Genomic DNA, 12,678 nt, shown 5'->3' with positions numbered 1-12,678 from the left:
AGCAGGGATTATGCCATAAAAATAGTTATTTATATCATGCAATTAGAAACAAAAAAGCGAAGTCATTTTTTTGACTCCGCTTTTTTGACACACGGTCGGTTTAAATCAGTTCTTCTTTATTTAGCCCGTATTTCCGCATCTTTTCTACTAGCGTCGTCCTTCGCATACTCAGCATATCTGCCGCGCGAGCGACCACGCCTGATTGCGCCTCCAAGGCTTGTCGAATCAGATCAACTTCGTAATCCGCCAGCATTTCTTTTAGGTTAACGCCTTCCGGTGGTAGCACGACCGCGCCTGGGCTATCGTGAAAGCCTGGCATCTCATCCATCATAGGATCATCGTCGGGCTCACTAAACATCGCCGTTAAGGCATCACGTTCAGCCACAGCGGTTTCTTCCACCGAATACGCTTCCGGCTGAAATTCTGGAATATCACTGTAGCGATATTTAGCTGGAAGGTGGTTGACGTCAACAAGCTGCCCCGGATACAAAATCGCAAGACGCTCAATGAGGTTGGCGAGCTCACGTACGTTACCTGGCCACTCATGCTCCATGAGCGAGTTAATCGCGCGTGGCGAGAGGTGTACACGGCTGCTTCCTTCACTATCGAGACGCGACATCAGCTCATGTATCAACATAGGAATGTCGTCAAGACGCTCTCTAAGCGGCGGCATTTCGATCGGAAATACGTTTAAGCGATAGTAAAGATCTTCGCGAAAATCACCTTCTTCAATCATTTGCTCAAGCTGGCGGTGTGTGGCCGCCACCACTCTAACATCCGCGCGAATACTCTTATTTCCCCCGACTCGCTCAAAGGTGCGCTCTTGTAACACCCTTAGCAGCTTAACTTGCATCGGCATGGGCATATCACCAATTTCGTCAAGAAATAAGGTTCCACCCTCGGCCAACTCAAAACGTCCTTTACGCGCGGAAATCGCCCCCGTAAACGCGCCTTTCTCGTGACCAAATAGCTCGCTTTCTAAAAGTTCTGCTGGGATTGCACCACAGTTGACCGGCACAAAAGGACCAGATGCTCGTGAGGAAGCATGATGAATGTGTCGAGCGACCACTTCTTTACCGGTCCCTGACTCACCCAGGATCAATACATTCGCTTCGGTAGCAGCCACTTGGTCTACCAAGCGACGGACTTGCCCCATCGCCTCGCTCTTACCGACCATGTTGTGAAAGGCGGTATTGTCACCGCTAAGCTGCGGGATGCTAAATGCCTGTTTGCCTGCAAACTCTCGACAGTGGTGAAGTGCGTCAAATAATTGCGGGTAGTTAAGGGGGAGACCCAGTTCACCAACATAGTTTGGCAGTCCTGAAAGCTCACGGTCGTGGCGACGTATCGCGATAACAGGAACATGATGATAGGTAGCAAGCTGCTCAAGTACCTTTTCAAGCAAGGCAGAAGAGCGGACGTGGCCAAGAAAACATGCGCCCCAGTTTTGCTCCCAAAGTGCGTCACTGACATCTGCTGTCGAGTGAAGCGCGTAACGCTCGCCAATAAAGTCGAGTATCACGCCGAGATCGTGACGAAACTGGTCATCGTCATCGATAACAAGGATTTTTGCTAAATCTTGCATGTGTGAGATACGTCTGCCCTGATAGATATATTATTGTTGTCACGTGCCAAAAAGCCGCAACAAACTCAATTTTAATCAAGACATTGTAATAGAGAACGCGCATAAGGCAACTGGAGACACAGTAAACCTGTGACTCCAGTGCCATGTCAGTCTTTTGGTAGGCTGTTTAGCTGGTCGCTTGGGTCAGATTATGGTATTCGGACGGAATCTGGTCCCATGCCGATTTTATCTCACGTAAAATCTCAATCACATCGTCGATGGGTTCCGGTTTATTTTCCAAATTCGCCTCACTGACTTGGCGAATCATAAAGTCATAAAGCGCATCCAGGTTGTTGGCAATTTCGCCTCCATCATCCATTGATAGACAAGCGCGGAGATTGATAATGATATCCAACGCTTTACCTAACCGCTCACCTTTGACGGATAAGTCGCCTTGTGCCATGGCGGCCTTGCCCTGAATCAAGCGTTCAATCGCACCGGCCATCAACATCTGTATGACCTTATGAGGCGACGCGGCGCTTAATTGACTGTCAACAGAGACCTTTTTATAGGCCTGTAGTGAGCCTCTCATAGTCTTCCTCACCTATTGAAATTTCTTATACAGCTGCACAGATTGCTTACCCTTGCGCTGCTGCAACAACGTCTTGGCGGCATCAGCTCTTTCATTATCGAGTGCTTGAACCAACTGTTCAGTTCTTGATAATGCCTTTGCCCATGCTTGACCATCAGGCTGCTCCGAAGACGCTGCAATCTGGTCGAGTAATGCCTTTCTATCATGCAATTGCTGAGCCAGTTTTTCGGGATCAGCATCACGTTCGGCTAGTGAATGCGCAATCGCCTCATCAATCGATTCTAATTGCTGAAGCCAGTGTCTCATTTCACTCGTCATCATGCTGGCATGATGTTTTGCATTGCTTGAAGCTGTGAGCGCATTTGCGCTGTCGCTTCTTCCATGGCGGAGAAGCGTTTCATGGTCCGCGCCTCAAGGTTTTCCATCCGTCTATCCAGCTCCTGCTGCTCATCACGTAAACGCAGCTTCTGATCAGACAAGGTATTCTCGCGGTTACTGATGGCGCCACCGGCACCGGTAAAGCCATTCACGACCTCTTCCAGCTGGCGAGCAAACCCTTTGTTTCCACCAAAGAAACCTTCTAAAGCGTTAAAATTTTGACGAAGCTGTCTATCTAACACCTTGCTATCAATTTCTAACCGGCCATCCATCGTGGTCGTTACACCCAGCTCGCTGAGTGTTTTCATCCCTTCTGGTGCTTGTTCAATGGGCGATGAAAACAAGTTCCGTAAGCGACTTGTGGCCGTACGGATTACACTTTCTCCGACTAAAGGGCCCCCTTGCTGCGTCTCGGGATCGTATTTGCCCACGGCTTGCGCCACACGGAAAAAGGCATTGTAGTTATCAACAAAGCTTTCCAGCGTGGAGCGTACCGACTCACGATCGTGCTCAACAGACAAGGTAACGGGTGACGCCCCAGCTTGACTAATGTCAATTGACACCCCGTCAATCGCATTGGTAAAGGTGTTGGTTTCACTGGAGACAGATGCAATACCATCAATCATAATCTGCGCATCTTGCGCAGCTTGCATTTGCGTCAAGCCATTGCCAGCTTGACCGACTTTAAACCCCAGTTGATGCAGGGCGCTCCCCATTTGAGCATCAACGTTCACTGCAATCTGATTGCCCGCCCCCGTCTTAGTGCCGTTGAGAACCAATCTTGCCCCACTGTTATCTTGGATCAGTGACGCTTGCACACCGGGGTTGGTTGGATCGCTGTTAATCGCACGGACAACGTCGGTTAAACTATTTTTACCTTGTGGGATATCAATGATGCTTGTCCGGTTGCCCATGGTAATGGTGAGCTTACCAGAACCTAATGGCGCATCTGCATCCATGCCAGCAGAAACGAGCTTGTGCGTGCTCGCTAGCTGCTGAACGTTAATTTGGTATTTTCCGGGAATCGCATCAGGACTCGCTGATGCACTTAAAGCGTCAGAATTACTGACTGAGGCAGTCCTTGCCGCATAAGACTCGTTGCGACGAAAGTCATACATTTGACTTTTGAGTTTATCGAGAGATTCTTTTAAGCGGCCAAACGCACTGATGTCAGTTTCGACATCATTCATGCGTTTGACGATCCGCTCTTGTTTGGGTGCACGCTCAGCATCCACGATCTTAGTGACCATGGCATTGATATCGATACCGCTACCCATGCCTGCTGCGTTTACACCCATGACGATTCTCTCACCTCGTTATACCTTTTCTGCCACCAGCCCTCGCGCATGTTGCGACAATTGCTTGGCCAGCTCTAGCATTTCCTTTTCTGGGATTTGGCGGATGATATCCCCACTGCTCATTTCATAAACAGTGATGATACTTCTGCCCGTATCCTCATCAAGCCGGAATGCTAGGCCTTTGTTAAAAGAGGACATAAACTCATCGAGACGTTCGACCAACTTCTCCAGCTGCTCACGTTGCATTTCGCGGGTTTCGTTAAGACGCTCCGCTTGTTCAACGCGTCGCTGCTGCATAGACTCACGCGTTTCTCGACGAACGGCCTGCTGGTTTTGGCTCACGCTAACCTGATCAGGCCGAGTTTTTCCTACTCTCTCTTCTCTTGCAATCTTTGTGCCGTCGGAAGAGCCGGTATGAGGCAGGGATGAAGTTGAAACGGATGAAATGTCCATTACGATTCACCTCCTGTTAGCGTAGCGGCGGAGTATCCGCCGCTACTGGGTTATAAAGCGTGATTAACCCAACAGGCTCAGTGCCGCTGACGGCGCCTGCTTGGCCTGTGCCAGAATCGACGTACCAGATTGCTGTAGAATCTGAGACTTAGTGAACTCAGTGGTCTCTTTAGCGAAGTCCACATCGCGGATTCGGCTGTTAGAGGCAGTCACGTTCTCGTTCACGTTGTCCAAGTTCGCAATCGTGTGGCTCAGACGGTTCTGTTTCGCACCCAGCTCAGCACGGTGTGAGTCGATAAACTGCATCGCGTTATCGATAAGACCCACTGCTTTCTGTGCACCACCGATAGTAGAAACATCCACATCTTTGATGGTTTCATCCACCTTGGTCCCCATTGCCAGTGAGGTTGCCAATGCGCCTGTAAAGGTAGCATCAGACCCCGATGCAGTAACGATTTGAAGCTCACCGTCTTCAGTCACTGAAGCACTCAGTTTGTCTTGCGACTGACCATTAATATAGGTAGCAATTTCTTCAATGTCATCACCGCCTTTTGCGGTCACGTTGATAGAGGTCGTTGCACCATCCGCATCCGTGATAGTAATGGCTAAGGTTGCACCGTCTGTTGCTGTCCAACCTGCTGATTTTGCGTTTGCTGCGGTAAAGCTAGCACCACCCATTTCAGCATGGTCAGCACGGATGTTTTTAAATTCCATCATCACGGCTTCACCAGCATCCGCACCCACCTGGAATGAACGCGTACCGAATGTGCCGTTCAGTAGTTTCGCACCACCGAATGATGTGGTTTCTGCAATACGGTTTAATTCGTCTTGCAAGGCCACCACTTCTTCTTGGATAGCTGCACGCTCAGAGTCGCCGTTTGCGCCGTTAGCGGACTGCAAAGATAGGTCACGCATACGTTGCAAGATGTTGCTTGACTCTTCCATCGCCCCTTCGGCGGTTTGCGCCATAGAGATACCGTCGTTGGCATTACGTACGGCAACATCCAGACCACTGCTTTGAGACATCAAGCGGTTAGAAATTTGCAGACCCGCTGCGTCATCCTTGGCGCTGTTGATACGATAACCGGATGACAAACGTTCCATTGAGTTGTTCAGCGCGTCGGTTGAGTTATTCAAGTAACGCTGAGCAGTCATTGCAGGGACGTTAGTGTTAACTGTAATAGCCATAACTATTCTCCTTTGGTTCTAGGTCCGGCTTCGCCCAGCTGACCAGGGAAAACCAGTTCGAAAATCTTTCACAACCCATTTAGCGGCGCACAGTCAAAAAGCTTTAGTATTTTTTGCGTGCTGACGATGGCTAAAACACCGTCGCTTCATGGTGCTATGGAAGTTAACGTCCACAGGAGAAATATCTTTAGCGTGATTCGCGAAAAAAATGACATAAAAAAAGCGGCAATCACTTGCCGCTTTTTAGTTGCTTGATTTGTCAGTGTTACTGAAGCAAGTTCAGTGCAGCTTGAGGCATCTGTTTGGCCTGAGCCAACATCGACGTACCCGCTTGCTGGAGGATCTGCCCTTTCGTCATGGCCGTGGTTTCGCGCGCGAAGTCAGTATCGCGAATCCGGCTATTGGACGCAGACACATTCTCCTGAATGTTCGACAAGTTGCTGATGGTGTGGCTCAAACGGTTTTGCTTCGCACCTAGGTCAGCACGCTGACTGTCGATATAACGCATCGCGGAGTCAATCACACCAACGGCCATTTGTGCACCGCCCACATCCGATACGTCGATGTCTTTGGTCGTGATCAAGTCACCGTTACCGGAAACTAGTCCTAACGATGTCGCAAGTCCACCTCCGAAGGTAACTGTGCCTTCGACTTTGGGCTCTTCGATAAAGATTTGCAATTGCCCCTCTTCATCGACAGACGCGGTGAGCATTTCATCGGATTGACCATTGATGTAACTGGCCAATTCTTCAACATCATCACCTGGCTTAGCACCGATCGTTAAGCTGACATTTTCACCGTCTTTGGTCGTAAATTGCAGCTGCAGTGTTGATGCGGTCGGGTCAACTTGCCAGTCAGCCGATTTTGACTCCGTGCCAACGAATTCAACCCCACCCATGCGGAAATCATCCGCGCGAATGCTGGTTAAACCCATGATGATCGCCTCACCGGCATCAGCACCGATTTGGAAAGACGCATCCCCGAAAGAGCCGTTGAGTAGGCGTCGCCCACCGAATGCCGTGGTTTCTGCAATACGGTTTAGCTCATCCTGCAAAGCTGCAACCTCTTCTTGAATCGCGATGCGCTCGGATTTACCGTTCGCGCCATTCGCTGACTGCAATGAGAGATCTCGCATACGTTGCAAGATGTTAGTGGATTCTTGCATGGCGCCTTCAGCGGTCTGCGCAATCGAAATACCATCGTTGGCGTTTCGCATTGCCACATCCAGACCACGCGTCTGAGCAACCAAACGGTTAGAAATCTGCAAACCCGCCGCGTCGTCTTTAGCACTGTTGATTCGGCTACCTGACGACAGACGCTCCATTGAATTATTCAACTCATCAGTCGCTTTATTCAGGTAACGCTGCGCAGTCATCGCAGACACGTTGGTGTTAACTGTTACACCCATTTTGCTCTCCTTTGACTTTCGCTTGCTTTGCGAAACAGCCTACCCGCGACGTGTTGCACTGTTTGTTTGCGGTGCTGCGGGAACAGCTTGTTAATCAGTTTCAAGATCAGCCCGTTCAAAAACTGGCCGCTTGATAAATTTAATACAATATGTGTGCCAACTTTATAAAATATTTTTTAATCAATGGTTTATGGGCTTTTGTTGCCCAACCAATCGTCTTAAGAGGCAACGCCTAAACCATAAAATGAGGCGAAAGCGGCAAACGAGCGGCAATGCCTATCCAACTTTCTTTTCCTTGTTGCCTTGCAAGTAAGTTGCCAAACACGCTAACCCACAGATCAAAGGAACATTTTTTGCATCAATCTTGTCTTGCCATACAGCGCCATTGCCTTGACAGGCAGCGCCAACGGCCGTGCTCACCACAGCTAGAATAGGACGACGCAATCTATGACCCAAGATAACGATGGCCATACCAATATGACGTTGGATGAGGCATTTAAACTCGGCATAAACCTTTATCAGGAAGGAAATAAAGCGGACGCCCGCGACGTGTTCGAGCAAATTTTGTCTCATGCGCCCGATGCGGCACAAGTGCGGCAAGTCCTCGCCGTATTAGATGCGGAGGAAGGCAATCTCGAGCAGGCGATGGCGCATATCAACCATGCACTGGCACTCACTCCCGACGATTTATCATTACTGTTTGATAAAGCGCAGCTGCTGGTTCAACAAGGAAAGAACACGGCAGCGATGGAGATCGTCGAGCGTCTATTTGTTGCCGCGCCAACCAACCCTGACATTCTAAACCTACGTGCCCAACTGACTGAAAAACTCGGCCATAAAGGTGAAAGCCGTCGTACTCACGCATTGCGTGACGAGTTACACCAACTCAAAAATCAAGGGCTCGCCGAAGAAATTGAGAAAACCATGACATTAGCAGCGAACTTCATGGCTGATGGACATGTGGAGCAAGGCGAACAGCTCTATCAAACGATCTTGACGCTTGAGCCGGATTACCCGCCGGCACTGATGGCACTGGCCCAGTATGCGCTAGATGATGAAGCCTTCGGAAAAGCCCATCAGTTGTTACTCCGTGGCAGTGATAAAGCGCAAGCTCACCCAGTTTGGCAACTGCTTCTGATCAAAGCCGAATCGGGATTAGGCCACTATGCCCACGCGAGACGACGCTGCCTGAGCGTGTATAAACAAAGCCAAGATCCTGCGTTTCTCCGGCAATTATTGGTGATTTACCTTAATGAGCGAAACTGGTTAGAAGCCAGTAAACTTGCTAAGCAGTGCTTGCGGGAAGACCCTGAGCGCGGAGAGTTACATTATGCGCTGGCGCGTGCCACATTTGAGCATTTGAAACAACATCACCAATTTACCCACGAAAAGCTGACCCATTGCTACCAGATTCACGAAAAAGCCTGCCAATACGTCGTGGGTAAGCATGCGAATACCTTGCAAGCGCAATTAGGCGAATTAGATTGGTATTTAGGCAACATTGATAGCGCGCAAAAGCGTCTCGAATCGCTATTGGCTGACAGCCCGGATGATCACGCGCTGCGCTTTAACTTAGCGTTTGTCTATCGCACTCAGATGGCATGGCCCGCATTTTATGAGGCCAACGAAGCTGGCATTGAATGTGGGCGTCGACTAAAATATCACGGTGAGTTACCACGTTGGGACCTTTCTCGTCCCGAAAGCGATGCTGTACTCATTATGCCTGAACAAGGTGTCGGGGATGAGCTCGCCTATTTTCATAATGTGCCTATGGTGGTGGAACGTGCCCGAAAGGTCTACGTTGGCTGTGATCCTCGTCTTGAGCCCGTGCTCAAAGCCGCCTTTCCCACCACAGAGATCGTGCCTATTTCACGTACTGACGGGCAAGATATCCATATTCCTGATCACGTGTTAGCCGATATCAATAGCTGGGTCGCGGGCGGCTCACTGGCGGGGATTTGTTATCAGCATTTCGAGCGCCACCTTTATCAGCAAACCTATATTCATGCGTCGGCGACTCAAGAGGCACCTTGGCGATCGATGCTGAATGAACTGAAAGCACAAGGGCCGGTTATTGGCGTTTGCTGGCGAAGTGGCTTGGCAGCAGCAACACGGAATATCCATTATTTGATTGCCGATGAACTGGGGCAATGGTTAACAAAAATGCGTTCCCTTCACCCTAAAGTTCAGTTTGTGAACTTACAGTATGGCGACTGCTCAAAAGAGCTGGCCAAAGTTAAAAAACAAACTGGGGTCGAGGTTGTGCCATTGCCAGGCTTGGATCTTAAGGATGATTTTGTCGAGAGTGCGAATGTCATGGCATCTATTGACGGCGTGTTTACCGCCGGTACCGCTGTTCACCGGACAGCTGTTGCGGTAGGGGCACCTTGTTATGTCTTTTTTGCCGGCCACAAAGACAGTGATCCGATGCAAGCGGTCGCAATGTCTGGCCATCAAGAGTATGCGTTCTGCTATCCACCCTTAATGAACGATAAAAAGCCGCTATTGGACGCCATGGCACAGGCCATGTATCGCGATTTATTGACCGGATAACCGACGTTGTCTCAATACCACTAACAGCAAAAGGGCAGTCAATACTGCCCTTTTCATAGAAACGTCTCACCGTTAACGCACGTTGACGATGCGGATTAGATATAGTTGAACAGCGATAAGTCTTTCGTTTTCGCAAACGCTTGTTGCGATGCCTGTAGGGCTAACATGTCTTCATTCATATCGATCGCGGCTTGGGTATAGTCCAAGTCCTCCATCGTGCCCAATGAGCGATTTAGCACCAATTTGAAATCTTTGTGCATGCTCTCTTGCCGATCTAGCGTAGTCAAACGTGTCCCGACCTCAGAACGGGCCTTGTTTAAGTGTTTGAAGGCCGCTGCAAACTGATCGGTGACTTGATGCAGCTCTGCGGTTGCAGACGCATCATCGATGTCAGCATACGACAACGCGGCACCATGTTTAAACGCATCAAAGATAGTGAAGGTGTCTTGACGCTCGAGTGCAATGGTATCGCCGGGCTTCATCTCACCTTCAAAGGTCATTTTAAGCGTGTTCCACTCAATCCCATTTTGAGGATCGTAGAGCCCAGTGCTCACTTCGGTCCCGTTTTGAGTCAATGAATAGGTTGTATCACCACTGGCATTCACATCAAAGGTCACTGCGTACGCGGCGTTGTCTGCATTATTGCTGTTTTCTGCGCGAGCAAGCAGCAACAAGGAGCCATCTTGCAAATCGTACTCGGGCTGATAATCCCCATAGGGGTTATCAATTTCCATAAACATTTTATCGCCCGGATCCGATGTGGGCACTTCTACCGCGGGGGCAACTTGCGCAGTACGAAAATAGCTATCACCGGCATAACGGACATTGCCTTGACTGTCGCGATAAAAAGGTTGCGTACTGGTTTGGGTCCCTGAGAACAAGAAGTTGCCTGATTCATCCTTGGTATTCACTAAGTCCATAAAATTATCAAACATACCTTGCAAGTCTTGACGGTGCGCGGTGCGATCGTCATCGGATAGCGACCCGTTGATCATCGCCATCACTTTGCGTTTCGCACTGTCCATCAATTGCTCAGACTCATCAATCGCGATCTCTTCACGCGTTTGGCGGTTTCTCGCTAACGTTATCGAGTCAATGAACTGATCAATTTGCTCGTCTTGCTGGCGGAAATTCTGAATATAAATTGACGACACAGGATCATCACCCGCAGTGATCACTCGCTTACCGGTCGCCATTTGTTCTTGATTATCTTGCACCTTAATATTCTGGCGCATGATATCGTTAGATACTGACTGGTAGTTATGAAAGCTGGCAATACGGCTAATCATGATAGCTATCCTTATCGTGTCGCATTGAGCAGTGAATCAAACGTCTCATTTGCCGCTGTCATAATGCGCGACGCCGCCATATAGGCACGTTGAAACTTCATCATATTCGCGGCTTCTTCGTCCAGATTGACTCCGGCGATTTCAGCAACGCGTCCTTCGGCCGCATCATGCTCCACCAAGCTGACATCCTGCAGTCGTTCATACGACGCTTTTTGTACCCCAAGGTCGGTATTCAACCCTTCATACACATCCAACAAGGTAGAACGTCCGTTATCCATCAGCTTTTGCGTTTGCAATTCTTGCATTCGGATCAGGTTACTGTTGTCGCCATCTGCTGGGATCAGACTGATGGCAAGAATGTCGTCAGGCGCCGCTTTATCGTTAATCTCAATCAAGGTGCCATTGACGTTAATCGGCCCTGTTGGCGGATACGCTTGTGGTGCAAGCAGTACTTGCCCGTCTGTATCCGTGACCGCAAACTGACTCCCATCAGGTGATATGCGAACTTGGAATTCTTTCTGAGCCCCAGATTGCAGTACGCGCACATCCCCCTCACCATGGCTAATTGAGCTGGCGCTGACATAACTTTGAGCGGCAATGCCAGCAGGATCATCCATCACCATGCGGATTTGCCCTGCAGCTGCACGCGCGGGGCGCAAAAAGACCCGTTCGTTAGGCGCAAGGTTAGCGTCGATTTGAACGCGCATGCCATCTACATTAAAACTTGGCGGTGTTCCGCTGGGCGTTACCGTTGATTGCTGGCCATTAGGTGACGTGAGTGTGTACTGCGCCCCATCAAATTTTAATTGATAGTCACCAATTTTAAGCTTCTGAAGATCATCGATGTACACTTTAAGATCGGCGGTCGAGTCACCACTTTTGATCACCCGGGATGCCGCAATACGGTCGTCATTAAAGTCGGTCAGGATATTCTTGCCAACCTCACCATTTAGATCGAAGCCTTGTCCTTGCAAATCGTTCAATGCTTGAGAAAAGCCAATCGCCATGCGGCCGAGTTCGTCACGCGCCTGCCCCAGTGTCTGATCGCGATATTCAAATAACGCGCCGAGCTTACCGCGAATATCGCGATTAGAAATCGCCTTCACGCTTTTCCCTTCAACTAAGGCCAGCTGACGTTCTTGGTGATCAGGCTTTCCCGGTAAGGTTGTGAGTTCACTGCTGTTCATCCCTGACACCAGCATATGACCACTGCCGATGATGACATTAAATAAGCCATCTTCACGCGCATTAACACTGACTTGGGTGTATTCAGCTAACTCTCGAATGAGCTTGTCATGACGGTCAAGTAAATCGTTCGGCTCGCCCGGTGTTTTCAGAATGGCTGTATGAATATCAACAATTTCGCGGCCAATATCGTTCATACGCTTGACCGTTGCATCGATTTGCGAGGAAGTATCAATCGACTGCTGCTGAAGTACGCCGTATACGTCGTTTAATCCGGCAGACACCATGCGCGCTTTCTCTAGCACCACCTTACGCGCCCCCATGTCACTCGGGCTATCGGTGAGGCCTTTCACGGCGCCAAAGAACTCATTCATGTTGTCAGGAATTTTCCGCGCTGAGTGCGCCATCATATCGTCAAGGCGCCCAAGCTGATCATTGCGCGCGGCGGCATGTTCTAAATTGGAGGTAGCAATATTGAGCTCATTAACGGCAAACTTATCGTAATTACGGCGCACTGCAGCGGCGTGTACGCCGTCACCGTAGTTATTCCCTCCCCAATAATGAGGATCGTTAACTTGTTGCTCAACAGACTGACGGCTATAACCCTCAGTGTTCACATTGGAAATATTGTGACCTGTGGTATTAAGTTGTCGCTGCGCGGTGAGTACACCTTGCGACCCAAGAGAAAGCAGGTCAAAGCCCATTGTGCCTCCAGAAAACCCGGCAATAGAAACGAGATACAGGAATCAAAGCAAGAATTGAGCCAATAG

The 12,678-nt window shown here is 49.5% G+C and carries 10 protein-coding genes; 1 reads left to right on the top strand and 9 read right to left on the bottom strand.

The features are described from left to right. Positions 1–100 precede the first annotated feature (100 nt). From BZG84_RS15540 to BZG84_RS15510, 7 genes are all read right to left on the bottom strand, one after another. Positions 101–1,585, bottom strand: a complete 1,485-nt coding sequence (locus BZG84_RS15540) for a sigma-54 dependent transcriptional regulator (RefSeq protein WP_077479283.1) — start codon at positions 1,583–1,585, stop codon at positions 101–103. Positions 1,586–1,751: 166 nt separating this feature from the next. Beyond that, positions 1,752–2,156: a flagellar export chaperone FliS gene (fliS, locus tag BZG84_RS15535; RefSeq protein ID WP_069589317.1), complete on the bottom strand. Its 405-nt coding sequence runs from the start codon at positions 2,154–2,156 to the stop codon at positions 1,752–1,754. A gap of 12 nt (positions 2,157–2,168) precedes the next feature. Further along, positions 2,169–2,462, bottom strand: coding sequence for a hypothetical protein (locus BZG84_RS15530; protein WP_131826277.1), 294 nt, complete (start codon positions 2,460–2,462; stop codon positions 2,169–2,171). 11 nt (positions 2,463–2,473) lie between these two features. Beyond that, entirely contained in the window at positions 2,474–3,832 is a 1,359-nt protein-coding gene (gene fliD, locus BZG84_RS15525) for a flagellar filament capping protein FliD (protein ID WP_077482145.1), read from the bottom strand. An 18-nt stretch (positions 3,833–3,850) separates the two neighbouring features. Further along, positions 3,851–4,285, bottom strand: a complete 435-nt coding sequence (locus BZG84_RS15520) for a flagellar protein FlaG (protein ID WP_069589313.1) — start codon at positions 4,283–4,285, stop codon at positions 3,851–3,853. A 63-nt stretch (positions 4,286–4,348) separates the two neighbouring features. Further along, positions 4,349–5,473 carry a flagellin gene (locus tag BZG84_RS15515; RefSeq protein WP_077478935.1) on the bottom strand — a complete coding sequence of 375 codons (1,125 nt, stop codon included), beginning with the start codon at positions 5,471–5,473 and terminating at the stop codon, positions 4,349–4,351. 265 nt (positions 5,474–5,738) lie between these two features. Then, the gene (locus tag BZG84_RS15510) at positions 5,739–6,881 is read right to left on the bottom strand and encodes a flagellin (protein WP_077478934.1); all 1,143 of its coding nucleotides are present in this window, start codon (positions 6,879–6,881) and stop codon (positions 5,739–5,741) included. Positions 6,882–7,328: 447 nt separating this feature from the next. Here BZG84_RS15510 and BZG84_RS15505 point away from each other — a divergent pair, with 447 nt between their 5' ends. Next, the gene (locus BZG84_RS15505; RefSeq protein ID WP_077478933.1) at positions 7,329–9,434 is read left to right on the top strand and encodes a tetratricopeptide repeat protein; all 2,106 of its coding nucleotides are present in this window, start codon (positions 7,329–7,331) and stop codon (positions 9,432–9,434) included. A gap of 95 nt (positions 9,435–9,529) precedes the next feature. On the opposite strand, the gene flgL is transcribed toward BZG84_RS15505, so the two are convergent. Further along, complete coding sequence (flgL, locus tag BZG84_RS15500; protein WP_069589307.1) at positions 9,530–10,723, bottom strand: flagellar hook-associated protein FlgL; 1,194 nt, start codon at positions 10,721–10,723, stop codon at positions 9,530–9,532. Between the two features lie 11 nt (positions 10,724–10,734). Continuing rightward, positions 10,735–12,612 carry a flagellar hook-associated protein FlgK gene (gene flgK, locus BZG84_RS15495; RefSeq protein ID WP_077478932.1) on the bottom strand — a complete coding sequence of 626 codons (1,878 nt, stop codon included), beginning with the start codon at positions 12,610–12,612 and terminating at the stop codon, positions 10,735–10,737. Between the last annotated feature and the right edge of the window lie 66 nt (positions 12,613–12,678).

The organism is Salinivibrio sp. PR932, assembly GCF_001996125.1.
Lineage (GTDB): Bacteria > Pseudomonadota > Gammaproteobacteria > Enterobacterales > Vibrionaceae > Salinivibrio > Salinivibrio proteolyticus.
This window is presented reverse-complemented; position numbering and strand designations above follow the sequence as displayed.